Source organism: Limnospira sp., from assembly GCF_051859755.1.
Taxonomy (GTDB): domain Bacteria; phylum Cyanobacteriota; class Cyanobacteriia; order Cyanobacteriales; family Microcoleaceae; genus Limnospira; species Limnospira fusiformis.
This window is the reverse complement of record NZ_JBIMLI010000006.1, coordinates 1-25414: the sequence shown is the minus strand read 5'-3', so window position 1 is coordinate 25414 and position 25414 is coordinate 1. Positions and strand designations below refer to the sequence as shown.

Sequence of the window (25414 nt, the reverse complement as noted above, 5' to 3'; positions counted from 1 at the left end):
ATCAACTATCAACTTAATCCTTGATATATGGCAGTTAACTTAGCTTCTAGTTCCGGCGATTTTGCCGTGAAATGAATGTAAAAATGACCTGGTTCTGCTGGATATTCTAACACCTTAGCATAGACATCTTCCGCACCAGAACCGCACATATCACTACTAAAATTCAGCTTAATGTTAGTCATAGGTAAAGGTAAATAAGCCTCATCCTCTGACTCAGCTTGAACCTTAGCTTCCCGCGCCGACAATTCCACAATAGTACCAGAAAAGACATTTTCCCCGACGTGCTTTCCTTCCAAAACCGTATATTGTAAAGAGATGGGTTCTGGTAGGACCACAAATAACTCTTTTTCCCTTTTTAAATACAAGTTATAAGGTACACCCACTCCTCCCAATTCATAAATGGTAATCGGTTTTTGTACCCCCTTGGGTTGCACCTGTTTTTCTCCGGTAATTCTCGCCATTCTCCCTACCGCTTCTAGGGTAGATTCAGAAATCAGAATTTGTCCCCCCGTGGTGTAAGATTCAATCCGATAAGTTAAATTAACATTCTTACCCACCACCCCATATTTAGTTCGTTTTTCTGAACCAATATTACCAACTACCACCTCTCCCGTATGCACCCCAATTCCCATCTCTAAATTAGCATAACCCCAAGCCTTCATAGTTTGGTTAATTGACTCCATAGCCAACTGCATAGCCACCGCACAGGCGATCGCTCGCTGCGGGTCATCTTCCCGGACATTAGGCGCACCAAATAGCACCAAAATCCCATCACCCATAAACTCATCAATGGTCCCATTATAATGAGTAATAATATCCGCCATAGTTGACAGATAAAAATTCAGAATCTTGACGACTTCTTCAGGATTTAAACGTTCAGAAGTTGCCGTAAATCCTCGCAAATCCGAAGTTAAAATCGTGATAGTCCGTCGTTCTCCCCCCAACTGCAAACGCTCATGACTTTCTAGCAAATTTGCCACCACTTCATCAGTTACATATCGCCCAAAAGTCTTGCGGATATGAGCCTTTTCGGTGCGTAGTTTTTTAATGCGAATGTGGGTTTTAATCCGCGCCAGCAACTCCTCTTTATTCAGCGGTTTAGATAAATAATCATTCGCGCCTAATTCCAGTCCCACCACTAAATCAGAAATCCGATTTTTCGCCGTTAACATCATAATTGGCAGTTGATGAGGTGGCCAATCTTCCCTAATTTTTTCCGTCACTTCATAACCAGTCATGCGAGGCATCATCACATCCAATAAAATCAGATCGGGAATAAAACCGGACTCTAAAATTTTCAGGGCTTCCATACCATTAGTAGCCTGAGTAACAGCATAATTTTCCAAATAAAGATAATTCGCCAAAACCTGTAAATTAATCGGGTCATCATCAACAATCATAATTTTAAACTGATTGTTATCTGGAGCCAACTTAGACCCCGCCATAGATTGATTATTTTCAGTTTCTGGTATAGCAGCATCCCACAATACATCAGCATTCACCAGCGCCGCCTCATTAACCAGTAGTGAGTCCGCCTTAGCAGTAGTTTCTGGTATTTCCTCACTGATAGGAAGAGTAAAGGAAAAAGTAGAACCCGACCCCACCACCGAATCTAACCATATTTTACCCTGGTGTAATTCCACCAACTGTTTAGTGATGGCTAAACCCAAACCCGTGCCGCCATATTGTCGCGCCGTTGAACCATCACCCTGTTCAAAGGATTCAAAAATACGATGATGTTTTTCTGGGAGAATACCAATACCAGTATCAGAAATATTAATCACAGCCATGGAGTTATTCGCGTCTGTATCTAACACCGAGGCGGTAATTTTCACAGTTCCCGAATCGGTAAACTTAATGGCATTACCAATTAAATTATACAGAATCTGTTGGAGGCGATTTTCATCAGCATTAACCGCCGGAAAATCATCAGGTATTTCATTAATTAACTCAATATCTTTATTGCCAATCAGAGGTTTACTTAGCACTACAACAACTTCGACAATTTCCCGCAGACCTAAAGGTTGCAGTTGTAGTTCTAAGGTTTGATGGCGCAATTTGGAGAAGTCAAGAATATCATTAACTAGAGTAGATAAACGATGTCCACTTTTAGCAATCATAGACAAGTTTTGGCGCTGAAGTTCTGTTAAAGGTCCCGCGACACCATCCAGCATTGATTCCGACAAGCCAATCATACCATTAAGAGGAGTACGCAGTTCATGGGATGTATTAGCGAGAAACTCATCTTTGAGTTCATCCATACGCTTGAGAGCATCGTTTTTCTCTTTCAATTGCTTGGTAAAGTTTTGGCGTTCAATCTCGGCTTGTCGGCGCTGAGTAATATCTTCAAAAACTCCAATTCCATAAACAATATCTTCTTCACTATCAAAAATTGGTGTAGCCATCAGGGAACAGCAAATAGTTTGATCTGGGTGACGAATTTCGATATTTTCAATGGGAACAGTTTTGCCTTTTAATGCCCTAACTAACGGCAATGCTTTGGTGGGATAAAGCTGGTCTGTGCTACTTAAATATAAATGATTTATCTCGGCAAATTCTTCTAAAGAAACCTCTGGGATATGTTCAGCCCTGAATAATTTTTTTAACTTTTGATTGGCATAGTATATCTTGCCATGTTTATCATAAACTAAAACGCCAACTGGCAAGGCTTCTAGGAATTGTTTAAGCCAATATTCTCGGTCAGAAAGCTGGCGATTTAATGCTTCACTGAGGCTGTTTTGGGCTTCTAATTCACTAAAAGATTGCCGAATTTGTGCGGCCATTTGATTAAAAGATTCAGCTAATTCTCCGACTTCTTGACAACGGGAAATATGGACGGTATGTTCCCAATCACCTTGGGCAAATTTCCGGGCTGCTTTATTTAAGTTAACTATCGGTCTAGTTACCCGACTAGCCATGAATATACCGATACAAATCGTAATAGCTAAAGCCACAAGAGATAGCATAAAAGTGATTTTGGCATTATGATTAATTCTGCCCATAAAATCTGACTCTGGCATGACGACGACAATCAGCCAATTTAACCCCCATTTATCCTGATAACGCACGACATCAAGAAACTGCTTTTCTCCGTTGATATAAAAGCTACTTTGATGGCTGGTTTTAATCTGGCTTAAATGTTCAAAATTTTGGCTAAAATATGCTGCTGTGCCGCTAATTATGGGGTGATTAACCTGGGAAATATGCAGGCGTTGGGCTACATTTTGATCATCCATTGTATAGGGGGGAAAATTAGTGGAGGAAGCCACTAATAAACCGGAGGATTCCACAATAAAAACTTCCCCATTTGGGCTAACTTCCAAACCTCCCAAAAAATCATTAATTAAAGTTAGCACAAAATCCACCCCAATCACGCCGATCAATTGACCTTGACTGTCAGAAAGTGGATGGGATGCAGTAATCCCTAATTTACCATTGGGAAAGGCATAAATTGGACTCCAATTTGGTGCATTTAAGGCGAGAGTTTTAGTGTACCAAGGTCGGATTCGCGGGTCATAGATAGTTTGATTATAAAAATCACCTCGCGCGCCTTCTGGTGTGATCATATAATATAAGCGATTCGGTGATTCTTCGACACTTTTGGCTCGAAAAGAACCATCAGATTCCCGACTCACATAAATAAATTGCCCTTGTTCATTGCCAATATAGACAGCATAGACATTCTCAAAAAGTTGTATAATTCTCCATAAGAATTTTTCGGATCTTTCAATATCATCAAAGCTAATATCTCCTTGAATAGTATCTTTAATCAGAATTTCAGATAAAAGATGGGGACGTTGTAACAATTTGGCTAGATTACTTTTGACGCGATTAGTTGCTTGCTCACTCAGTTGGTTAGCTATATCCATAACCGCCTGCTGACCGTTGCGCCAAGATAGATATCCTGTGACTCCCACTGTGGCGAATAGCTGAAGCACAAAAGGAACAATAATTATCTGTTTGAGAGGGACTTGCTCAAATAGGTTAGAGGTTCTCTGCTTTAATAATTTGATTAACATAGGTTCAGATTACAAAGGGGTGAAATCACAGTATGGATGATCAACTCTGATTGATTACTCATCATCCCAGTTAGTTTTGAGGTGGCTACCCTCGATGATTCGATGAACCCCAAATTATGGCTACAAGATGTCATTGGCATGATTTTTTCCCGGTTATTGAGGGTCGGAAAGTTCCATAACGCCAGGTTTCAAGGGAGTAAATATAATCATATCAGATCCAATGACGGCATTACGAGCTAAAAGCTGACGATCGCGATCTCGGATTTCCAGACGAGTAAAATCGAGCGATCGCACTTGCTTAAATAATTGATTAGCCAAACGACTTTGATATTTAGATTCTAGCTGATACCATCGATCGCTAATCTCCACTTCTAATAAACTCCCGGCAAAATTCGCTTTAACTGACCCAATCAAATCCTCGCCATAGGCTTTAGTTAGTTTAGCAAGGCGATCGCGAATTGAGTTGGTTAAAGAAGGTTCCACAGTCAAAGTAGAAGCAATCAAACCCACAGGTTCCGCCGCCTTCGGGGTAATTAGTTCTGGAGGTAAACGACCCGGCTCTATTTCGGTTTCCGGGTTAGGGGGTTCGGCTTCAGGAAGTTCTGGGGTTTCTGGTTCGGCTGGTGGTTCGGAAATAGTTTCCGCAGTGACGGGGACCTGTGGCGGTGTCTCGGTTGTGGTCACTGGTGGGATGTCCTCAACTCTCTGATAATTGGTAGCGGTTTCCGGTCCAGACTTCGAGAACAGCAGCAGTCCTACACCAAATATGACTAATAAAATTGCACCCCACCACCAAACATAACCACGGCGACGACGGGGAATTTGAGGGTCGGCTTCCAATTGGTCAATGGTGCCTTCCAAAATTTTAATGATTTTCCGTAATAATGCGATCGCCAAATCCCGCCAAGGGTGACGTTGAGACCTAGGCGGTGGTGAATAGGGTAATGGTCGCTTGGGTTCAGAAGACTGCGATCGTTCCGTGGACATATTGGAGTTTCCATCAAGGCTGCTGCATAGTAGCTATCGCTCAATTTACCTTAGCGATCGCCACTTAATCAATTTTCTGGAAAATTTGCCAATACCCTCGTGATTAGTTGGAGTTGATGATTTTGCTCATGGAGTGATATGGTCATGACCCTGCGAGGGTATATTGCAGCCTTTGTGTAGATAGAAACCGGATTTAGCCAAAAGGTATCGTATATACAAATATACAAGTTAGGCATTTTACTGCCTTTTAGTCGGAAAAACTAAGCCAGCACTGGCATTTCTAGGTTAGTTTCCTCAAAACTCAGAGCCACAAGGGGGCTAGATATCCGACTTGCAGATCGTTGGAGACTTACTATAAAAGACAGGTTAGGCATTTCTTCGTGGCAGTGTTGGCAGTACCAATAAATTCGGTTATGGTTGATATGCCTTAACATAGGTGAACCACAGCAAGGACAGGTACTCATAATTTAAAACTCCAAGTTGATCAAAGTTGATGGTTAACGCGGATTTATTAAGCTCTGTTTACCCAGTCTAGGTAGCCTTTGTGAATAAGTTGTGAAGTATTATCTACATTTTCTGATGCGCCATATTACCGATCGCAATTGCTAATTGATTTCAAAATATGCTAACAAGATTTGTATTCAATTACACCAATCTATCAATTTCCCTATTCCCAAAAATTTCTGGTACATTCGCGATCGCTCACTGTTATAACATTATACACAAATTGCCTGGAATTAAGTTAAGGAAAAACTAAATCTATCCTATCAACAGGTTAAAATCCCTGATCCCCGCATGACTCTGGGAGGCTATGGCCTGGGGGTTACAGTAGAAAATCAGTGCTTAACTGTCTACCTAGCCAACATTCCCCCAACCACATAGCGATCGCTATCTTTAGAAAAATTTAATCAAGTTTTTTTTATCGAGTTATGGTAAAATATTATGGGTGTCGGAATCATGGATTTGGGCAGCCAACTCGCTGATATTTAACCTAGTTTTGCTGGGGATTAATATCAATAAAACATGAAAATCAACGGAGTTTCCCTTAGTTAAGCGATGTTTTCTGTTACCCCTGTTAAGGACCTGGTACTAATTGGAGGGGGTCACAGCCATGCGATCGCTCTCAAAGAATTAGCCATCAATCCTATTCCCAGACTACGCCTCACCCTAATTTCTGATGTGTACCATACTCCCTATTCGGGGATGCTACCGGGATATATAGCCGGACTATATAAGTTTAACGATTGTCATATAGATGTGCAAGCCTTAGCCAATTTGGCGAAAGCCAGACTATTGATAGATCGCGCCATTGGTTTAGACCTACAAACGAATCAAGTCCTGTGCGCCAACCGTCCCCCCGTCCCCTTCGATATCCTATCCATAGATATAGGTAGTACCCCCAACACTATCACGGTCCCCGGTGTCCAACAACAGGCCATTCCGGTGAAACCTATTGCTAAATTTCTGAACCACTGGGATAAAATTGTGGAAACGGTGAGGGAAAACCGGACGCAGAAAATGCGATTAGCAGTGGTTGGCGGCGGCGCGGGGGGAGTGGAATTAAGCCTAGCCATATTTTCCCGTCTCCAACAGATTTCTGGTCTCGACAGCACACTACCAGAAAATCACCTAGAGTTACATCTATTTCAAAAAGGCGATCGCCTAATTCCCCAACACCACCGGGAGGTTAGTCAGCGTTTGCAAAAACTTTTCAGCGAGAGAGGTATCAAACTACACCTAGGGGAAACCGTGACGGAAATCGAAGGAAAATCCCCCCATACTATTCATTGTCAATCAGGATTAACCCTAAAATGCGATCGCCTGTTTTGGGTGACACAAGCCAGCGCCGCCACCTGGTTAAAAGACGCAGGACTAGCGACGGACGAACAAGGATTTATCCTAGTTAACGATTACCTTCAGTCTATCTCTCACCCTGATATTTTCGCGACTGGAGATATCGCCACCATGTTAAACCATCCCCGACCCAAAGCCGGAGTTTTCGCGGTCCGTCAAGGAAAACCCCTGGCGGAAAACCTGCGACGCAAAGCCAACCAACAACCCCTACGAGCCTATCGACCGCAGAAAGAATTTTTAATCCTAATTAGTACAGGGGACCAACAGGCGATCGCCTCACGCGGCTGTTTTCGTCTGGGTCCCCATCCCCTAATTTGGCAATGGAAAGACCATATTGATCGGCAATTTATGAGCCACTTTACCCAGCTTGGTTAAACCGGGTCAATTAACCCATCCAATTCTATCACCAACTCCCCCATGGGAATCAATTTAATTTGGCGATCGCCTTGGGGAGTATGACTCAAAATAATCTGCAAATAATCAGCCGGACGATAGGGGAGACGTTCGGACCACTCCACCGCCACCATACCCGGTTCCACCTCCACCCCCTCCCAATACAATGAAATATTCAACCCCTCAATTTCCGACTCATTCAGGCGATATAAATCCAAATGATACAGAGGAAGCCGTCCGCTTGTATACTCATTAATCAAAGTAAAAGTCGGACTATCCACTGATTCGGAAATCCCCAAACCTTTAGCGATACCTTGCACTAAAGTAGTTTTACCTGTCCCTAGATTACCCTCTAGCAGAATTAAACTATTAGCACCAAGCGATCGCCCCAATTTCACCCCCACAGCTTGGGTGGCGATCGCATCAGCCAGAGATAATATAACCGCATCATTCATCGGCTCACTCCTTGCTCAATTCTACTAATTCACCCACCCAGAAAACTCCTTTATTTGTTTCCATGATTTTTTTTAAAGTCAAACTCCTTCTCAAGTTCCTTATTCAGGAAATAGTTTAAAAACGTCCTAATCACAGCAATCACCCCCAATTTAATTAGAGTTTCCTCCGTCGGCGCTACCGTAGTCGCCAGAATATCAGCCCCCAGTTGAAATTCTAGGGCTAATGCCAACCACACCCCAAACCTAATCCGTAACTCAATAAACAGAAACTCATCATATTTAAATTGAGAAAATCGAATCGCCAGTTGTCCGGTTTTCGCCACGCCAAATAACACACAAAAAACCGAAATGGTCTCTAATAAAAACTTCGCCAAATCAACTAGCAGTTTGAGTCCAGCCTCAGCCGTATATAACCATTCCATAAGCTTTTCATGCTAGGTAGAGTGACCCCGGCTATGTTAGTAGTGCCAGCCAGATCAGAATCAGCGATCGCGATTTGGGCAAGGCTACCACTAGACAGACCCACCGGGTTTCAGGTTATTATATATATAGAATTCTGGGAATCAAGTGCCAGCCAAAATTGGACTCCCCCCTGAACCCAGGGGAAAGATTGACCCCGACAGTGACAGTTACCCAAATGTCATATTGATACCAAACTGCCACTATCCAATAGGTCATAATTAAATGGAAGCCCAATTTTTTTGCCGATCATGTCACAACTACCAGTAAAGTTTTAAAGACCGTGCCAGTAAGCAGTCGCTAATCTTCAGATCGAGAGTCATCAATGATCACTTCTAACTTAAATTGGACGAACTTAGCCAAAAGCAAAAGCCTAATGGCTGAACGCAACCATGATCCCAAAGCGATCGCGATTTGGGCCTGTGGGATTGAAATGATTTATCAATCTGGACGGCAAAGTTTTAAAGTCCTCAAAGGCATTGACCTGCAAGTTCGCTCTGGGGACATACAACTTTTGATGGGACCAAGTGGGTCTGGTAAAACCACATTACTCTCAATTTTAGCCGGACTTCTCACCCCCACAGCCGGGCGAGTCATGTTGTTAGACGAAAATATTACCCAAATGTCTCGCCAACAGTTGGCACAGTTTCGGCTAAGGAATATTGGCTTTATTTTTCAGGGATTTAACTTGTTTCCAGCACTCACGGCCGCGGAAAATGTGGAAGTTGCCCTAAATATCAAAGGCATTCGTGGACGGAGAGCGCGTCAGGAAGCCCAAATACGGCTCGATCAAGTGGGTTTGGCTGATAAGAAGCATTTGCGACCCCGTGACCTTTCTGGGGGGCAAAAACAGCGGGTAGCGATCGCTCGCGCGTTGGCGGGAAGTCCTAAACTGATTATGGCTGATGAACCTACAGCAGCCTTAGACTCTACCAGCGGTCACGCGGTTATTGATGTCTTGCGGAAGTTGGCTAAGGAAGACGGCGCGACGGTGTTAATGGTGACTCACGACCCCCGCATCATTGATGTGGCCGATCGCATTCTACATCTCGAAGATGGCAAAATTCAGCACTAACCATGGATAGCCAGTTACCAGTTAACTTTAACGCAGTTGCTGCCGCCTCCGCACGTCTCCAGGGCTACATTAAGCCCACCCCAGTGGTTACATCTACCACCGTGAATCGACTAACTGGGGGGACGGTTTTTTTTAAGTGCGAGAATTTCCAACGTACCGGATCATTTAAGTTTCGTGGTGCTTTCAATGCCCTATCTTTGCTAGATCCGAAACGGCAACAGGGCGTGTTTACCTATTCCTCCGGCAATCACGCCCAAGCGATCGCACAAGCCGGGTCAATTCTAGGAATCAACACCACTATCATTATGCCAGACAATGCCCCCGCTGTCAAGCGATCGGCTACAGCCAATTATGGCGCGGAAATTGTCCTGTATAATCCCTCGGAAGTAGTGCGAGAAAAATATTGTCAACAACTAGCCGAGGAAAGAAATGCTACCATTATTCCCCCCTATAATCATCCCGATATTATCGCCGGACAGGGAACTACAGCATTAGAGTTAATTGAGGATGTAGGAGAATTGGATTTATTGTTAGTTTGTTGTGGCGGCGGTGGCTTGCTTTCCGGTTGTGCGATCGCTACTCGCCAACTTTCTCCGGCTTGTCAAATTATCGGCGTTGAACCCGCTTTAGCAGACGATGCTACCCGGTCATTTAAGACTAAAATTCTCCAGACTATTCACAACCCCCAAACTATTGCTGATGGCGCGAGAACACCTTATTTGGGAAGTCTCACCTTTCCGATTATCCTAGAGACTGTTGATGATATGGTAACGGTTTCCGAAACTCAAATTATTGAGGCGATGCGGTTTTTATGGGAAAGGTTAAAATTGGTGGTAGAACCCACCGGAGCATTAGCCACAGCCGCTTTACTTTCGGGAATTGTCCCCGCTGCTAATCGTCGTGTTGGGGTGATTATTAGTGGCGGTAATGTGGATTTAAAAGAGGCGATCGCTTTATTTCAATAATTGGGTAGGTTAAAATCAGGATCGCTTTTTAATAAACCTTCAAACTGAGCAGCCGTCAGGGGGGGACTGAAAATATAACCCTGAATTTCATCACATAAATTGTCATAAATAAACGCCAGTTCTTCTTCCGTTTGTACCCCTTCCGCCACCACCTTTAAGTTAAGTTGTTTGGTCATCATAGTAACCGCCTTCACAATAGCTTGAGTTTTCGGATTTTTATCAACATCCTTCACAAAGCAACGGTCTAGTTTCAAAGTATCAAAACGAAACTTATTTAAATAGTTAAGAGAAGAGTAACCCGTCCCAAAATCATCAATGGCAATTTTTAAACCCAGAGAATTTAATTCCTTTAACTTCCGGATAGATAACTCCTCATTTTTCACCAAGATACTTTCGGTTAACTCTAGTTCCAAATAAGCCGGATCTACCCCTTCACTTTGTAAAATTTCCCTTAAATGGTGGCAAAAATCAGGATGATTAAACTGATCAGCTGAAACATTAATCGCTACCGGAATTAACAGGCCTAAATTTGCCCAATTTTTGATTTGATTACAAGCCGTTTTAACTACCCATTCTCCAAGAGCTTGAATTAAACCTGTTTCTTCAGCCAAAGGAATAAATAACGCCGGTGGGACTAGACCATTATTGCGCCTATTCCACCTCAGCAAAGCCTCAGCACCCACAATTTTACCAGTTTTTAAGCAGACTTTTGGCTGATAATAAAGTTGTAACTCATTCCTGGCGATCGCTTTTTGCAAATCCGCTTCTAAAGCCAGACTATCCGCTGAGATCACCTGTAAACTATCTCGATATACTGTACAGCGGTTTCCTCCATAACTGCGACTCGAATTTAAAGCAATTTGACTATTTTTTAACAGCGAATCAATCTCCTGACCATGAAGAGGATACAGAGCAATTCCCATACTAGACATAATCACAATTTCATGACCCCTAATTAATAAGGGTTCAGCCACAGCATCCCTGAGTAGTTGGGCTTGCTCATGGACTTGATTTTCCGAGCCAGTGAACTCACCAATAATCGCAAACTCTCCACTGGTCAAATAAGCTACAGTCCCCTGATTATCCATAGCTTTAACCAGTCTTTCTCCCACCGCTTTAAGTAGTGCTTCCGCCGACTCATAACCAAGGATGTCATTAATCCGCTTAAATCTATCTACACTCAAACAGACAATGGGAATTAATCCCGAATCGTAACTTGGTAAATTCTCTAAAATTTGTTCAAAGCGATCGCGCAAAGCCAAACGATTCGGTAAATTAGTGATTCCGTCCCAGTCCAACAGTTGATTCAGTGGTGATTCTGTAGATACAATTTGACTCTGATTATTTTGATAATACCGTTGCATATTGGAATATTTTTCTAAACGCACGGTAATTGATCGCATTAGCTCCGCTGCTGAACAGGGTTTAGTAATATAATCATCAGCACCCAACTCCATAGCCTTGCGGGTATTCATGCGATCGGCTAAAGCCGTCATAAAAATAAACGGAATAATTGCCGTTTTCGGGTTCTGTCGAAGCTGTGCGAGAACCCCATAACCATCAAGTATCGGCATCATCACATCACACAAAATCAGATCAGGTTGCTCCTGTTCAGCCAGTTTAACACCCCGCAGACCATCGGTAGCTTCCAACACTTGGAAATTCTCAAATGTTAGCAGTTCCACCAAGTTCTCTCTGACCAATCTTTCATCTTCAATAATCAGAATTTTTTTCATTCCTCTAATTTAGATGGCAAGATAACTGTACAAGTTGTTCCTATTCCTTCTTCACTTTCCACCCGAATTTCACCAAGCTGTAAATCTACCGCTTTTTTCACCAAAGGCAACCCCAGTCCTGTTCCTGATATATTCCCCACATTGCTACCACGGTGAAACGGCTCAAATAGGTGTTTGAGATCCAACTTAGGAATGCCAATACCTGAGTCCTTAATCATCAAGATAACCCGATCATCCTCACAAGTCAAGTCTATTTTAATATCCCCCCCCGCCTGGGAATACTTAATCGCGTTAGAAATCAGGTTAGTTAGTATTTGTGAGATTAAATACTCATCAAGTCTGGTATCCGGGAAACTGCTAGGACAGGTAAAAATTAAATTGTGTTTATCCGTGGTTAGTTGAATTTCCGCAATTAAGTTAGCGCAAAACTCTTTCAGATTCACCACCACGGGATGGGGGATTAACTTGCCAGATTCCGCTTTTTCAATGATGAGAATATCATTTAAAAGTTCTGTCATTTGCTGGATTCCTACCCTGATTCTCTGAAAATGGGTGCGTTTTTTGTCATCGGAAATTCTCTGACTATAACTTTCTAATAATCCAGCCGAGAAAGAAATAGTAGTTAAGGGAGTCCTTAACTCATGGGAAATTGTCGTAATTAAACGAGTTTTTAGGTCTTGAAATTCTGCCTGTATTTGGTCTATTTGTGCTTGGGTCTCATCCCGCCAATCATCATTGTCACTTTGCAGAATATCAAGCTGTTCTTGGAGTTGATAAACTGATTGATATAATATGGGATTGTTCAGAATTTGTAAAAGTCGGTAACTCGAAATTAATCCCAATAAATGATTTTCGTCATTAACTACGACACAAAAATCAGTTTTAGCATTATTAAATAATGAAATTAGGCTAGAGATATTCGGCAAATGTGACTTTTTGAAGACCAGTGGTAATTCCTTCATTACTTCTGCCACTTTAGTCTCATTTAGATCTATTTTTTTCGACACGACATCGACTACCTCCTTGGCGCTGAATGAACCAATCGGGGTACTGTCATTGACAACCAAAACAACTTGTGCGTCCAACTCCTTCATTAGAGCGATCGCATCAATTATTTTAGTCTCCGGTCCAACAATAATAGGTGAAGTATCTATAATAATTTTCTCTGATGATAAGAGTGCTAAGTGAAACTGAACCCACTAGCCATCAAAGCCAGGGTTTTCCGAGTTCAACAACTCCCCCTCACTGAAAGGGTTTACCATATTCAGTTATCGGGAACCCGTTGACCCCAATTGGCAATTGTGCTAGACCCTGGGAATACCCTGATAGCTCAAGGGATTCCTGCACTACAACATTCTAGCACAATGAAAATAAGATCTTACTTCTGCGATCGCCCCTCTCGTCTTAGAGTCCACCACCAAAAAAGCCTAATTTCCTTAGAAACCAGGCTTTCAATGATTAGTTTGAGTTAGGAAGACTACCACTTTAACAAGTTAAACTCTTCCATATCGACCGTATCACGGTTACGATAAATTGTCAAGACGATCGCCAAACCGACCGCCGCCTCCGCCGCCGCCACGGTAATGACAAACACCGCAAAAACTTGACCCTTAATACTCCCAGAGTCCAAATAGTTAGAAAACCCCATCAAATTGAGGTTAACAGCATTAAGCAGTAACTCAATAGACATGAGAACCCGGACCGCATTACGGCTAGTAATCAATCCATAGATACCAATACAAAACAAAGCCGCCGCGACCAATAGAAAATATTGAAGTTGCAATTCCATAAACAATTTTTAAGATTTCCAAGTGTCTGTGTAATGCCATCGGGATCACCACAGCGAAGGCCTAACCCAGGGTTAAATAGCCTCGCTGTAGATTAACCGATCGCTACTCTAGCCATTATTCGGAGGAATCCTCAGAGCTACCAGAAACGGAGACCAGTTCCCGGGGGCGCTCGGTGAGCATTAAAAGAGGTGTAGTTGTAGTTGGCGCGTTAGAAGCATCGGGGAGAAAATCCCGACGAGCGAGAACAATAGCTCCCACCATAGCCATTAGCAAGAACACAGAAGCTAACTCAAAGGGTAGCAAAAAGTCAGTAAAGAAATGTTCACCAATAGCGATCGCCGAACTTTCAATGGTCACCACTGTAGTCGTAACCGACCATGGCGTTGATAACACCATAGTAGACAACAGAGCAAATAAGCCCACACAGACCACAGCCGTAGCAATTTGGCGCAGCCCAGCATTAGGTAAAACCCGAAAATCCTGTTGTTTGTTAACCAACATGATCCCAAACAGGATCAAGACATTAACAGAACCGACATAAATCAAAACTTGAGCCGCAGCCACAAAATCCGCATTGAGTAGGAGATATAATCCAGCCATGCTCATAAACACGCCTCCCAGCAAAAATGCCGAGTAAACGATATTTTTGAGCAAAACCACACCCAAAGCGGAGCCAATCATCATGATGGTTAGCAGGCCAAAGGAAACGACCTGAACCCCTTCTGCTAAATTCACGGGCATATCCTAGAGTTATCAAAGTTTGGGTAATGGAGACATTACCCCTGCCAAAGTTATTAAAATCAGGCTTTTTCTGCCTTAGCTTGGGATTCCCCATCCCGTTGTTGTTCCATCTTATCGAGAATTTCCTCTGGACGCAAACCAGAACGACGGGAATTTGGGGGAAGATCGTGGGGGTCCATAACTCCCTTGGGTAAATAGGCAAGTTCCCGCAGGGGAGTCACCATCGGATCATCAGTCACCTTGTAGGGTAACCGTCCCAGTGCCACACTATCATAGTTCAACTCATGGCGATCGTAAGCCGCCAGTTCGTATTCTTCCGTCATTGACAGACAATTAGTCGGACAATATTCGACACAATTACCGCAGAAGATGCAAACGCCAAAATCGATGCTGTAGTGTTTGAGTTTCTTTTTCTTAGTTTCCCGGTTAAATTCCCAGTCTACGACGGGGAGGTTAATGGGGCATACCCTGACGCAGACCTCGCAGGAGATGCACTTATCAAACTCAAAGTGAATGCGACCCCGGAACCTTTCGGAAGGAATCAGTTTTTCATAGGGGTATTGAACAGTAATGGGTCGCCGCTTCATGTGGTCAAAGGTGACAGATAGACCCTGACCGATATATTTAGCGGCTTGAATGGTTTCCTTGGCGTAGTCGCCAACTTGGTTAAGAAACTTGAGCATAGTGTTTTCGGAGTGTCTTAGCTTGGGTTAACTTAAGTTTAGGGATTAGCCCCCTTTAATATTTATCCCCCAAAAGCTATGGGAAATGCTAGTTTTAAGGCGGCTGTTAGCAAAAGATTTACCAAAGCCACGGGGAGTAAGAATTTCCAACCCAGGTTAAGCAGTTGGTCAATACGAACCCTAGGGACGGTCCACCGGATCAGAATAGCAGTAAATACCAGTAGATAGGCTTTCAGGATAGTCATGGTAATGCCGAGACTGGCGGTTAGCACCTGTAACCAAGGGGTGGTTTCACTCACGCCCAAAAGTCCTGCGATCGCCACGACGGGAATCGGAAAATTCCAACCCCCAAGGTACAAAACTGATACCAACAGGGCAGATAGTACCAGGTTGACATAGGAAGCCAGGTAATACAGAGCAAATTTCATCCCGGAATATTCCGTCTGATATCCAGCGATCAACTCTTCCTCAGCTTCTGGTAAATCAAAAGGTAATCTTTCACACTCAGCCAAAGCGGCAATACAGAAAATCGCAAAACCCACAGGTTGTCGCCAGACGTTCCAACCCAGGATGCCATAGCCGGACTGTTGTTGCACAATATCAAGGGTACTGAGGCTATTAGACATCATCACCACGGCCAACACGGCTAGGGCGAGGGGAATTTCGTAACTGATGGACTGAGCGGCGGCCCGTAGCCCTCCCAGTAGGGAGTATTTATTATTGGAAGCGTAGCCGGACATCAGTAGACCAATAGGCTGAATACTCGATAGGGCGATCCACAAAAATATTGCTGTCCCCAGATTAGCGATCGCCAAATTTTGTCCAAACGGCACAATCAGGTAAGACAAAAACACCGGAATCGACACAATAATCGGGCCGAGAGTAAATAATAGCGGATCTGCCTTAAACGGGACAATATCTTCCTTTAGCAAAAGTTTCAGGCCATCTGCCAGGGGAGCCAAACTCCCCATCGGGCCAATATATTCGGGTCCGATACGTTGTTGAGCGGCGGCGGATATTTTTCGTTCCAACCAAACCGATCCTAATACTCCTACGGTAGCACCAACTAGCATTAATCCCATGGGAAATGGCATCCACAGAATTTTAGCCACCCCTGTTGGTATACCCAAATCTAGGAGGACTTGAATGAAACTTCCTTGTATATCAATTCCTGGATTCATATATTATTCGCATTCAAAACGGCTGCAATTCCCCTGATCAGTATAACCGCTGGAGGGACTCAAATCTTCACGAGCGGGGGAAATTTTCACCGCCGGGGGAATTTCTGCCCCCAAAAAAAGGAAATGGGGGGGGGCTATTGCCCTTTCCCCCAATCCCAATCTGTAGTGGTTCAATACCTATTTAATCACTGGACCTTGCAGGTCGATCGCACAGTTGCGGTCATGAATGGGGATATAAGTTTCCGCATGATTTCCCGTGTAGATCTGGGTGGGTCGATAAATGCGGTTCTTGACCAATTGTTCTTTCCAGTGCGCTAACCATCCAGCTACCCGAGCGATCGCAAAAATCGGAGTAAACAAGTCCGAGGGAATACCCAATTTCCGGTACACCAAACCAGAATAGAAGTCCACATTGGCATAAATACCCTTATGTCCCAACCGTTCCTGAACCACCTTTTCTAATTCCACCGCCACTTCATAGTATTGGTCGGAACCAAACTTCTCAAACAGTTGCTCTGCCAAATTCTGAAGAATAGTTGCCCTCGGGTCTTTGACTTTATACACCCGATGACCAAAGCCCATAATTTTGGCTTTTTTCTCCATCAAGCTATCTAGGTAGGGCCGGACATTTTCCACAGAACCAATTTCTTCGAGCATTTCCAGAACTTCCTCGTTAGCACCCCCGTGCAGTGGACCTGCTAAAGTTCCCACCGCCGACGCGATCACCGCATAGGGGTCAGTTAACGTCGAAGCTGTCACCATTGCCGAAAATGTCGAAGCGTTGATGGTGTGTTCTGCATGGAGAGTTAAGCACACATCAAAAACACGAGCTGCTAACGGGTCCGGTTCCATTTCACTCAGCATATATAGGAAGTTGGCGGAGTAGTCCAAATCGTCCCTGGGTTGTACCGGATCATTCCCTTTCCGCATCAGTTTAAAAGCTGCTACCATCGTCGGAATTTTCGCCAGCAGTCGCACTACCGCTTGGCGAATGTACTCGGGATTATCTAAGGCGCGACGGGAGTAGAACAGCCCTAAAGCAGCCGCTGAGGTTTGCAGAGCATCCATGGGGTGACCGGTTTCGGGAAAGCATTTCATCATGTCCCGAATCCGATATTTAATCCGACGGTGATAGCGGATTTCATGCTCAAAATCTGCGAGTTCGTCTTTCGTTGGCAGTTTTCCCCAGATCAACAAATAGGCAGTTTCCAAAAATGTGCTTTGTTCAGCCAACTGCTCGATGCTGATCCCTCGGTATTCCAGGAGTCCTTTTTGTCCATCAACGTAGCTGATGCTTGACAGCGTAGCGGGAACGCCCTCTAAACCGGGCTTAAACTCACTCGTTGTAGTCATAGGAGCTTTTCTATATGTGTAGAATGTACAGGTATTACATTACCAGACACATTGAAACAAACGCCATTTTAAAATAATTAATTAACAAATGGCTGTTAATAAAAGTTAACGTTCATTTAGTCCCAACAAAAATTTAGGAGCTGTCAACCAAAACAGACGGGAATTCCCTTGTATCATACCCTGTTTGGGAATTTTGATTCCAATTATACCAGCTTTTTTCACGATTAAAACATCTGCAGATTTTTGCCAGATTAGATATTCTGCCCAATTGCCTAAATCCGGTTGGTGTCCGACTAGCGCCCAATCCTTATCCCTAGTTTTGTCATGGTTTCCGTACCAATCTAACCATTGTTGAATGTCACCATCAGGGGCTAGGGCTGGCAAGATTTCTAACCGGGAACTCAGTCCGGTTGATTGGAGAATTTCGGCGGTTTGTCTGGCGCGCACAAGAGGACTGGAAAGTATACAATGAAACTGAATTTTGAGCTGTTTCAGTGTAAGGGCTACTTGACGGGTTTTGCGATCGCCTTCTGGGGTGAGGGGACGTTGTTCGTCCTTTTGGTAAGTACCGCGATCGGCGGCGATTCCATGACGAATTAAATATAAGTTACTCATCTCAAAATTCCCGAATTGATTGCTAAAGATACATTGAACGTGGAAAAATCTGGCTATGGCCCAAAATTTCCGGGTATGCGACAATCTTCCAGAGGGCGGGTTAATTAATCTTGTCGCCCCCTCTTCCTTCTGTAATTAACGGGGGGTATCAGAGGGCGGGTTAATTAATCTTGTCGCCCCCTCTTCCTTCTGTAATTAACGGGGGGTACAGCCTGTTCAGAAATCATCTGATCACTTCTCAAAGTCCCTCTCCCTCTCTGGGATCCAGATTTAGGGTGAGGGCAATGTATTAAGCGACTGGTGAACAAGCTGTATCAGAGGGCGGGTTAATTAATCTTGTCGCCCCCTTCTGTAATTAACGGGGGGTATCAGAGGGCGGGTTAATTAATCTTGTCGCCCCCTTCTGTAATTAACAGGGGGGTATCAGAGGGCGGGTTAATTAATCTTGTCGCCCCCTTCTGTAATTAACAGTAGAACCCGCCCCTACATTTATTATTGGTATTATTGGGGTAGCTGGAGTATTTAGCCGCCGTGGGAAGATCTGGCTGGCCATTTTCCCAACTGTCGGTCACAAGACCTCCCCTATACAAAAACCCCTGGGTATCATTGTATCCAGGGGCTTCACAAGCCAATCATATATTTTTGCCATTCTTGGTTCATGCCACTTTTGAGGTGTCGAGTCACCTCAAAATAAAGGCTGCTGTAAGGCTTTCGGGGGGGATGTCTCAAAGGCATTCCGGCTTCCTTCGGGGTGCGACAGCCCTTTTTGACATTACAGCGCATACAAGCGGTTACCAGATTTTCCCAAGTATCACCCCCTTGGCGCGATCGCGGAATCACATGATCAACAGTCAATTCATCCCCCTTATAGCCACAGTATTGACAAGAGTGGCAATCGCGCTGCAAGATATTCCTTCGGGTTAATGGAATTTCTTTATAGGGGACTCGGACATAATGACGTAATCGGATCACAGTTGGGAGGGGAAAATCTGGTAGCAGATACTTACCATTATGCTCAACTTGTTCCGCCTTTTCCTTCAACAATAAGACCACCGCCCGCCGCCAAGTCGTGATATTGAGCGGTTCATAGGAGGCATTCAACACCAGAACATTGCCCATACTAATAAATTGCTGCGATGTAATGATTTTGACCCGATATTATCATATATTTAAATTTTTGGCCTGGGTCGGGAAATCCCCAGACGATATTGGTATCTAATTGGTATCTGTGTATTTTAACTTTCGCGCTAAGGAATGATAATGGTTAGCAGGAAATCTGAGCCACTAGCCCAGGACGATCGCACCTATACCTATGAGGGTGAATGTGAACATCGTGCTTGGGTAGAAGTAGACCGCTGGGCGATCGCCAATAACGTCAAACAGATCCGCCACCTACTATCCCCGGAAACTAGGTTGATGGCTGTAATTAAAGCAGATGCCTATGGTCATGGGGCGGTGAGTGTGGCTAAAATTGTGTCTGAAATTGGGGTTGACGATTTCGCGGTGGCTACCATTCCCGAAGGTATTGAATTGCGGCGCTTAGGTATTCAACAGCCTATTTTAGTGCTGGGGGCTGTTCATACTTCTGATGAGATCAAGGCGATCGCCCATTGGGGACTACAACCCACTTTATGCACCCCGACTCAAGCCCTACTTTTCTCGGAAACTCTCCAATCAATTAAGCGATCGCTACCCGTTCAACTTAATATAGATACCGGAATGTCACGGCTGGGGACTTGGTGGGAACAAGCCCTAGAATTTGTGCAACTGGTGCGGGGATTACCTAATTTGGAGATTTCTGGCATATATTCCCACTTCGCCACCGCTGATATTCGCGATCGCACCATTATGGATCAGCAACATTGGCGCTTTCAACAGGTCTTAGCCCAAATTCAGGAACATACAACCCTCTTCTCTATCCCTACCGTCAAACCCTGTTTACATCTAGCCAACTCCGCCGCCACCTTAACCGACCCAGCTTTACATTATGATATGGTCAGGGTCGGCTTATCCCTTTATGGATTATATCCCGCCCCTCATTTGCGATCGGTCGTCAATCTTCAGCCCGCCATGAGTATTCGCGCCCGTGTTACCCAAATCAAAACCATTGAAGCTGGGTGCGGCGTTAGTTACGGATATAAATTTATCGCCAAACAAAAGACTCCCATTGCAGTTGTCGGTATTGGCTATGCTGACGGAGTACCCCGCCACCTGTCTAACCAGATGAAAGTCCTAATTCGCGGTCAATTCGTCCCCCAAATTGGCGCAATCACAATGGATCAGTTAATGTTAGATGTAACTGCTATTCCTGATTTACAGGTCGGAGAAGTGGTCACCCTTTTGGGAAGCGATCGCCATCATAGCATTTCCGCCGATGATTGGGCGGAACAGTTAGGCACGATTTCCTGGGAAATCCTCTGTGGATTTAAACATCGCCTTCCTCGGATTCTTATTAATTAAACCCTGAAACCACAAAACATGAGTTTTTTTAGACCATCACCGATTACCCCTGGTCCCGGACAAGAATCAGTTTGGGACTATCCCCGTCCCGCCAAATTGGAGGATACCAATAAACACCTGCGGATTATTTTTAATGGCATTACTCTCGCTGACTCCCGCAACGCTAAACGGGTTTTAGAAACTAGCCACCCCCCAACATACTACATTCCCGGCGATGATATTCAACTTGAATATCTTGTGGAAACTTCCCGCCGCACTATGTGCGAATGGAAGGGAGTTTGTGTTTATTATGATGTCATTGTCGGAGATAAGCGAGTATCTAATGCCGCTTGGCGTTATGTGCAGCCAACTCCCAGTTTTGTCGATATCCAAGAATGTTACAGCTTCTATGCTAGTCTCATGGATGAATGTTATGTTAATGATGAGTTAGTGCAATCTCAACCCGGAGATTTTTACGGCGGTTGGATTACTCAAGATATTGTCGGACCTTTTAAAGGTGGGGCGGGGACAATGGGCTGGTAAATCCTTAATCATTTCACCTGAACACCGCTAGAGAGAACAGTTAATAACTATCCCTCTAGCGGTCATTAAATAACCCCAAATCTCCGAGTATATATGAATCTTGAGATAGCCATGATTACCAGTATCATTAGCCATAATTAGTTAATCCTGTATGGCGCGAGATTCAACCAATTTTTAATGGTAACTAACCCTTTAAACCAAGTGATTTTAAATCCATCCTTTCCACCCAATTTAACCACAGAAGCCACCACCATTCACCCCAGCCAAAACGTGACTCAAACCATCCTAGAAAATGGTCTGACCGTTTTAACCAAACCCGTCCATACCGCCCCAGTTGTGACAGTCCAGGTATGGTATAAAATCGGCTCACTAGACGAACAACCGGGGGATAATGGTATCGCGCATCAACTGGAACACATGATGTTTCAAGGTACTACTACCCGCCCTATTCAATATGGTAGTTTATTAGAAACCTTGGGGGGAGATTTTAATGCTTTTACAGGTTATGACCAGACAGCATATCATAATACTGTGGAATCTAATGCCTTAAAAAGCGTTCTCATTTTGGAAGGCGATCGCCTCAAAAATGCCCTGATTTCTCCAGAGCAACTTGACAAAGAAAAAGGAGTAGTTATCTCCGAGTTACAGGGATATGAAAATAGCGCCCAATATCGCCTCAGTCGCGCCGTAATGGAAGCCGCCTTTCGCCATCATCCCTATGGTTTAATGATTGGTGGAACTAAAGCAGATGTCGAAACTTTCACGGTCGATCATGTGCGTTCTTATTACCATCTCAATTATCGCCCTGATAACGCGGTTTTAATTGTGGTTGGTGACTTTGACCCCGCATCAATCCTCACCACAATTCAGGAAATCTTTGGCGGCATTCCTAACCCGGATGAACCTCCCACCCGTGTACAGCGCGGACAAATTCCCAGTACCTTTCCCCCCCAGATTTTACCATCAAATCAACCGATTATTCTACAGGAACCGGGAGCCGTCCCCTTCAGCCTAGCAATTTATCCAATCCCCGCCATTAATCATGATGATATTCCCGCCCTGAATATCCTGGATTATATTTTAGATAATGGTGGTCGTAGTTCTCGGATTTATCAAGAATTAATCGATAGTGGAATTGCGACGGATGCTGGCAGTACAGTAGTTAATTTAAGTGCGGGAGGTTGGTTAGAAATGTGGGGAACTACCACTAACATCAAATCTCTGAACCGCCTCGATAAAGCCTGGCAAAAAATGATTGTCAAACTACAAAAAAAATTGGTGACTACGGAAGAACTTGATCGCGCCAAAACCCAAATCCTGGCTAGTTCCATCCTGGAAAATCGTGATCTGACCAGTCAAGCCATGCAATTAGGTTTAGACTGGACAACAACGGGGAATTATCGCTATACAGAAGATTATCTAAAAGCGATCGCCAAAGTCACAGCAGCAGACGTGCAAAAAGTCGCCCAAACCTATCTCAAACCAGAATATCGCACCCTGGGAAGATTTGAACCCACCCAGACCCAAACCGAGTCAACAACAGACCCAAATGCTCTTAATTCCGCCGCCACTAAAGTTAATATCCAAACGAACGGTCATCATCGCATTAGTGAACCCCCAGACCCAGCAGCCATCAGCCAATATCTGCCAGAAATTCCCCCCGCGAAAGTTCACACCATCACGCCGCCGGAGTCTTTCACCCTAGATAATGGGATGCGAGTGTTATTACTAGCGGACAATAGTACCCCATCGATATCAATTCGGGGATTTGTGAAAGCCGGGGAAGAATTTGACCCCCAAGGTCGGGAAGGGTTAGCCCTACTAACTGCGGAAAACCTAATGAGTGGAACAGTCAGTTATAATGGGCAATCATTAGCCCGTCGTCTGGAAAATCGAGGCGCAAATCTCGAATTTACTGCCGCCACGGAAGGGGTAGATATTTCGGCTTCCGCTCTCAGTGGTGATTGGCTTCTGGTTTTGGAAACGCTGGCTGATGTATTGCAAAATCCCACCTTTCCCCAAAAATGGTTAGAACTGACCCGCCAACAACAGATATCTGAGTTACTAGAATCTGAACAGAATCCCGCCTATGTGAGCCACCGCGCCCTACAAAAGCAGCTTTATCCCAAAAACCACCCGCTGCATAGTTACCCCACCCAGAACAGCCTCAGAGCCATCTCTCGTGATGAGATTAAGAATTTCCAGAGGACTTATTATCGCCCTGAGCGGACAGTTTTGGTAGTAGTCGGAGATTTTGATTTAGGGTTGATGCGATCGCAAATCGAAACCGAATTTGGCTCCTGGAAAAACCAAACCACCGCCCCGGAAAATCCTTGGCCGCCCGTTTCCCTACCCACCAAATTTGTCTGGCTACAGGAAGAGATACCCGGTATAGTGGAGTCAGTCACCGCCATGGGATATCCTAGCATAGACCGCCACGATTCCCGCTATTATGCAGCCCTAGTTCTTAATCACATCCTAGGGGGTGGCACTTTGTCAAGTCGCCTAGGACTGGAATTGCGCGATCGCCACGGACTCACCTATGGGGTGTATAGTTGGTTTAATTCCGGGTGGCGTTGGGGTTGTTTCACTATCGAAATGCAAACCGCACCGGAAAACGCAGCATTAGCAATTGAGAAAACCCTCGCCCTACTCAAACAAGTTCAGCAACAGGGAGTTACCCCCGCCGAAGTAGAAACCGCTAAACATAATATAATTTCGAGCGATCGTGTAGCTTTAGGAGATCCTGAGTTTCTCGCTGGTGTAATTATGTGGAATGAAATCTTCCAATTTACCCCCACAGAACTTAATCAATTTTACCAAAAAATTGACGCGGTGACTCCCTCATTAGTTAACCAAGTCGCCAGGGAACTTATCCACCGCGATCGCATAATTGTTGTCACTTCCCAACCCGCCATTACCAAACCTTTTGTCGGGCGCGTCAACAGCCCCAAATAGACCAGTTTTTGAGGGTGCGTCCTGGTGATGACGCACCCCGTAAATACCTAATCAATCATTGATTATCCTAGTAGTGGATAATTATATAATTCCGGTTCCCTTACCTCGGCTATCTTCAGACATAGTTAATTTACCTTCTTCGTCAGTTTCATTAACTTGTTTAAGGGTTTCGAGTCGTTTCGCTTTATCAACTTGTTCTTGTTCCCGTAAATCACCAGGTTCCTCAATGTACATTTCTGGTTCAACCGCAAAATTATCTAATAGCCCTTCTCGACTCATACGATAACCACCCGTAGTATCTGTGGTTCCCTCTGCTGCGTCAGGAGTCTTTTTAAAGTTGTCCCCCTCCCTTTCCATGCGGGCGGCTGTTTCCGCTGACATGATGTTGCGATCGTAGTTATCACCTACTGTGGCTTGATTATTTTTTTGAGTTGCCATAATTTAATTTTCTCCAATTTTGTGCTACAATTGCTTAGTTATCTTGTGTTACTGGGTCAATGAATCACCCTATTTATTAATGTTGGGAACTATGTCGGGGCGTTCTTTATCCTCCCAACCGACAGGACGCTTAGAGTTATACCAAGCAATAGAACCAATAGAAGCTGCTGCAATAAACCCTACTACCAAGGATAAAGTAGCAGCCACTGGAAAATGAGGCGCATTTGTTGCCACTTCACCTAGAACTAAATTAATATCCATAAACAGATATTTTCCTCACAAATCAGCATTAACCCCATACTATCGGTTCATCTCTATCGAGTCTTCTACCTGTAGTCGTACATTAATCATCAATTGCATCATCCTAAAGTTCAATACCAATCATTCCTAGGGTGGTGCGTCAGATATCAAACCGTTTCGGCTGAGAAACCCGGTTTCCTGACCTCTGTGGGAGAAACCTTTCTTCGAGAAACCAGGTTTCTTTGAGAAACCGGGTTTCTTAACCTCCGTGAGAGAAACCGGGTTTCTTAACCTCTGCGAGAGAAACCTGTCTTCGAGAAACCCGGTTTCTTTGAGAAACCGGGTTTCTTAACCTCTGCGGGAGAAACCGGGTGTCCTGACCTCTGTGGGGGAAATCTGTCTTCGAGAAACCCGGTTTCTTTGAGAAACCGGGTTTCTTAACCTCCGTGAGAGAAACCGGGTTTCTTAACCTCTGCGAGAGAAACCTGTC

The 25414-nt window shown here is 44.3% G+C and carries 22 protein-coding genes; 6 read left to right on the top strand and 16 right to left on the bottom strand.

Annotation, left to right across the window (positions count from 1 at the left end; genetic code table 11):
- Window positions 1-8: 8 nt before the first annotated feature.
- The 3 genes from ACTIE0_RS02070 to ACTIE0_RS02060 form a co-directional block, all read right to left on the bottom strand.
- Complete coding sequence (locus ACTIE0_RS02070) at window positions 9-4019, bottom strand: ATP-binding protein (RefSeq protein ID WP_190590856.1); 4011 nt, start codon at window positions 4017-4019, stop codon at window positions 9-11.
- Window positions 4020-4172: 153 nt separating this feature from the next.
- On the bottom strand, window positions 4173-5006 hold the full coding sequence (locus tag ACTIE0_RS02065) for a hypothetical protein (RefSeq protein ID WP_006667901.1): 834 nt from the start codon (window positions 5004-5006) through the stop codon (window positions 4173-4175).
- Window positions 5007-5266: 260 nt separating this feature from the next.
- Window positions 5267-5470, bottom strand: a complete 204-nt coding sequence (locus ACTIE0_RS02060) for a hypothetical protein (RefSeq protein ID WP_006667902.1) — start codon at window positions 5468-5470, stop codon at window positions 5267-5269.
- A gap of 592 nt (window positions 5471-6062) precedes the next feature.
- Between ACTIE0_RS02060 and ACTIE0_RS02055 the strand changes: the two genes are divergently transcribed.
- A complete protein-coding gene (locus ACTIE0_RS02055; RefSeq protein ID WP_006667903.1) occupies window positions 6063-7235 on the top strand; it encodes an FAD-dependent oxidoreductase in 1173 nt (390 codons plus the stop codon).
- On the opposite strand, the gene ACTIE0_RS02050 is transcribed toward ACTIE0_RS02055, so the two are convergent.
- Entirely contained in the window at window positions 7232-7708 is a 477-nt protein-coding gene (locus tag ACTIE0_RS02050; RefSeq protein WP_006667904.1) for a bifunctional alanine racemase/tRNA (adenosine(37)-N6)-threonylcarbamoyltransferase complex ATPase subunit type 1 TsaE, read from the bottom strand. The genes ACTIE0_RS02055 and ACTIE0_RS02050 overlap by 4 nt on opposite strands.
- Before the next feature lie 50 nt (window positions 7709-7758).
- A complete protein-coding gene (locus tag ACTIE0_RS02045) occupies window positions 7759-8130 on the bottom strand; it encodes a DUF1622 domain-containing protein (RefSeq protein ID WP_006621634.1) in 372 nt (123 codons plus the stop codon).
- Window positions 8131-8492: 362 nt separating this feature from the next.
- Here ACTIE0_RS02045 and ACTIE0_RS02040 point away from each other — a divergent pair, with 362 nt between their 5' ends.
- Both ACTIE0_RS02040 and ACTIE0_RS02035 read left to right on the top strand, forming a co-directional pair.
- Window positions 8493-9242 carry an ABC transporter ATP-binding protein gene (locus tag ACTIE0_RS02040; RefSeq protein ID WP_006621636.1) on the top strand — a complete coding sequence of 250 codons (750 nt, stop codon included), beginning with the start codon at window positions 8493-8495 and terminating at the stop codon, window positions 9240-9242.
- 2 nt (window positions 9243-9244) lie between these two features.
- A complete protein-coding gene (locus tag ACTIE0_RS02035) occupies window positions 9245-10207 on the top strand; it encodes a threo-3-hydroxy-L-aspartate ammonia-lyase (protein ID WP_006621637.1) in 963 nt (320 codons plus the stop codon).
- Here ACTIE0_RS02035 and ACTIE0_RS02030 read toward each other — a convergent pair.
- The 9 genes from ACTIE0_RS02030 to ACTIE0_RS01990 form a co-directional block, all read right to left on the bottom strand.
- Entirely contained in the window at window positions 10201-11943 is a 1743-nt protein-coding gene (locus ACTIE0_RS02030) for an EAL domain-containing response regulator (protein ID WP_006621638.1), read from the bottom strand. The genes ACTIE0_RS02035 and ACTIE0_RS02030 overlap by 7 nt on opposite strands.
- Entirely contained in the window at window positions 11940-13037 is a 1098-nt protein-coding gene (locus ACTIE0_RS02025; RefSeq protein ID WP_006667905.1) for an ATP-binding protein, read from the bottom strand. The genes ACTIE0_RS02030 and ACTIE0_RS02025 overlap by 4 nt, the downstream gene beginning before the upstream one ends.
- A 383-nt stretch (window positions 13038-13420) precedes the next feature.
- On the bottom strand, window positions 13421-13726 hold the full coding sequence (nuoK, locus tag ACTIE0_RS02020) for an NADH-quinone oxidoreductase subunit NuoK (protein WP_174447153.1): 306 nt from the start codon (window positions 13724-13726) through the stop codon (window positions 13421-13423).
- A gap of 121 nt (window positions 13727-13847) precedes the next feature.
- Entirely contained in the window at window positions 13848-14468 is a 621-nt protein-coding gene (locus ACTIE0_RS02015) for an NADH-quinone oxidoreductase subunit J (RefSeq protein WP_006621642.1), read from the bottom strand.
- Window positions 14469-14533: 65 nt separating this feature from the next.
- On the bottom strand, window positions 14534-15157 hold the full coding sequence (gene ndhI, locus ACTIE0_RS02010; protein ID WP_006621643.1) for an NAD(P)H-quinone oxidoreductase subunit I: 624 nt from the start codon (window positions 15155-15157) through the stop codon (window positions 14534-14536).
- 62 nt (window positions 15158-15219) lie between these two features.
- On the bottom strand, window positions 15220-16338 hold the full coding sequence (gene nuoH, locus ACTIE0_RS02005; protein ID WP_006621644.1) for an NADH-quinone oxidoreductase subunit NuoH: 1119 nt from the start codon (window positions 16336-16338) through the stop codon (window positions 15220-15222).
- Between the two features lie 177 nt (window positions 16339-16515).
- Window positions 16516-17691: a citrate synthase gene (locus tag ACTIE0_RS02000; protein WP_006667909.1), complete on the bottom strand. Its 1176-nt coding sequence runs from the start codon at window positions 17689-17691 to the stop codon at window positions 16516-16518.
- Window positions 17692-17796: 105 nt separating this feature from the next.
- Window positions 17797-18306: a phosphohistidine phosphatase SixA gene (sixA, locus tag ACTIE0_RS01995; RefSeq protein WP_006621647.1), complete on the bottom strand. Its 510-nt coding sequence runs from the start codon at window positions 18304-18306 to the stop codon at window positions 17797-17799.
- Between the two features lie 621 nt (window positions 18307-18927).
- Window positions 18928-19425: an HNH endonuclease gene (locus ACTIE0_RS01990; protein ID WP_006621648.1), complete on the bottom strand. Its 498-nt coding sequence runs from the start codon at window positions 19423-19425 to the stop codon at window positions 18928-18930.
- 141 nt (window positions 19426-19566) lie between these two features.
- Here ACTIE0_RS01990 and alr point away from each other — a divergent pair, with 141 nt between their 5' ends.
- The 3 genes from alr to ACTIE0_RS01975 all read left to right on the top strand — a co-directional run bounded on the left by alr (window position 19567) and on the right by ACTIE0_RS01975 (window position 24246).
- On the top strand, window positions 19567-20766 hold the full coding sequence (gene alr, locus ACTIE0_RS01985) for an alanine racemase (protein ID WP_006621649.1): 1200 nt from the start codon (window positions 19567-19569) through the stop codon (window positions 20764-20766).
- A gap of 18 nt (window positions 20767-20784) precedes the next feature.
- Complete coding sequence (locus ACTIE0_RS01980; RefSeq protein ID WP_006667910.1) at window positions 20785-21288, top strand: DUF427 domain-containing protein; 504 nt, start codon at window positions 20785-20787, stop codon at window positions 21286-21288.
- A 177-nt stretch (window positions 21289-21465) separates the two neighbouring features.
- The gene (locus ACTIE0_RS01975) at window positions 21466-24246 is read left to right on the top strand and encodes a M16 family metallopeptidase (protein ID WP_006667911.1); all 2781 of its coding nucleotides are present in this window, start codon (window positions 21466-21468) and stop codon (window positions 24244-24246) included.
- A gap of 81 nt (window positions 24247-24327) precedes the next feature.
- Here ACTIE0_RS01975 and ACTIE0_RS01970 read toward each other — a convergent pair whose 3' ends face one another.
- Window positions 24328-24684, bottom strand: coding sequence for a hypothetical protein (locus ACTIE0_RS01970; protein ID WP_006667912.1), 357 nt, complete (start codon window positions 24682-24684; stop codon window positions 24328-24330).
- Between the two features lie 69 nt (window positions 24685-24753).
- Window positions 24754-24945, bottom strand: coding sequence for a photosystem II assembly protein Psb35 (gene psb35, locus ACTIE0_RS01965; protein WP_006621654.1), 192 nt, complete (start codon window positions 24943-24945; stop codon window positions 24754-24756).
- Window positions 24946-25414: the final 469 nt, after the last annotated feature.

What these genes read in the sequence shown, in the direction of transcription:
- ACTIE0_RS02070 (WP_190590856.1), bottom strand. Translation starts at nt 4,019, where the DNA reads ATGTTAATCAAATTATTAAAGCAGAGAACCTCTAACCTATTTGAGCAA.
- ACTIE0_RS02065 (WP_006667901.1), bottom strand. Translation starts at nt 5,006, where the DNA reads ATGTCCACGGAACGATCGCAGTCTTCTGAACCCAAGCGACCATTACCC.
- ACTIE0_RS02060 (WP_006667902.1), bottom strand. Translation starts at nt 5,470, where the DNA reads ATGAGTACCTGTCCTTGCTGTGGTTCACCTATGTTAAGGCATATCAAC.
- ACTIE0_RS02055 (WP_006667903.1), top strand. Translation starts at nt 6,063, where the DNA reads ATGTTTTCTGTTACCCCTGTTAAGGACCTGGTACTAATTGGAGGGGGT.
- ACTIE0_RS02050 (WP_006667904.1), bottom strand. Translation starts at nt 7,708, where the DNA reads ATGAATGATGCGGTTATATTATCTCTGGCTGATGCGATCGCCACCCAA.
- ACTIE0_RS02045 (WP_006621634.1), bottom strand. Translation starts at nt 8,130, where the DNA reads ATGGAATGGTTATATACGGCTGAGGCTGGACTCAAACTGCTAGTTGAT.
- ACTIE0_RS02040 (WP_006621636.1), top strand. Translation starts at nt 8,493, where the DNA reads ATGATCACTTCTAACTTAAATTGGACGAACTTAGCCAAAAGCAAAAGC.
- ACTIE0_RS02035 (WP_006621637.1), top strand. Translation starts at nt 9,245, where the DNA reads ATGGATAGCCAGTTACCAGTTAACTTTAACGCAGTTGCTGCCGCCTCC.
- ACTIE0_RS02030 (WP_006621638.1), bottom strand. Translation starts at nt 11,943, where the DNA reads ATGAAAAAAATTCTGATTATTGAAGATGAAAGATTGGTCAGAGAGAAC.
- ACTIE0_RS02025 (WP_006667905.1), bottom strand. Translation starts at nt 13,037, where the DNA reads ATGAAGGAGTTGGACGCACAAGTTGTTTTGGTTGTCAATGACAGTACC.
- ndhI (WP_006621643.1), bottom strand. Translation starts at nt 15,157, where the DNA reads ATGCTCAAGTTTCTTAACCAAGTTGGCGACTACGCCAAGGAAACCATT.
- nuoH (WP_006621644.1), bottom strand. Translation starts at nt 16,338, where the DNA reads ATGAATCCAGGAATTGATATACAAGGAAGTTTCATTCAAGTCCTCCTA.
- ACTIE0_RS02000 (WP_006667909.1), bottom strand. Translation starts at nt 17,691, where the DNA reads ATGACTACAACGAGTGAGTTTAAGCCCGGTTTAGAGGGCGTTCCCGCT.
- sixA (WP_006621647.1), bottom strand. Translation starts at nt 18,306, where the DNA reads ATGAGTAACTTATATTTAATTCGTCATGGAATCGCCGCCGATCGCGGT.
- ACTIE0_RS01990 (WP_006621648.1), bottom strand. Translation starts at nt 19,425, where the DNA reads ATGGGCAATGTTCTGGTGTTGAATGCCTCCTATGAACCGCTCAATATC.
- alr (WP_006621649.1), top strand. Translation starts at nt 19,567, where the DNA reads ATGGTTAGCAGGAAATCTGAGCCACTAGCCCAGGACGATCGCACCTAT.
- ACTIE0_RS01980 (WP_006667910.1), top strand. Translation starts at nt 20,785, where the DNA reads ATGAGTTTTTTTAGACCATCACCGATTACCCCTGGTCCCGGACAAGAA.
- ACTIE0_RS01975 (WP_006667911.1), top strand. Translation starts at nt 21,466, where the DNA reads ATGGTAACTAACCCTTTAAACCAAGTGATTTTAAATCCATCCTTTCCA.
- ACTIE0_RS01970 (WP_006667912.1), bottom strand. Translation starts at nt 24,684, where the DNA reads ATGGCAACTCAAAAAAATAATCAAGCCACAGTAGGTGATAACTACGAT.
- psb35 (WP_006621654.1), bottom strand. Translation starts at nt 24,945, where the DNA reads ATGGATATTAATTTAGTTCTAGGTGAAGTGGCAACAAATGCGCCTCAT.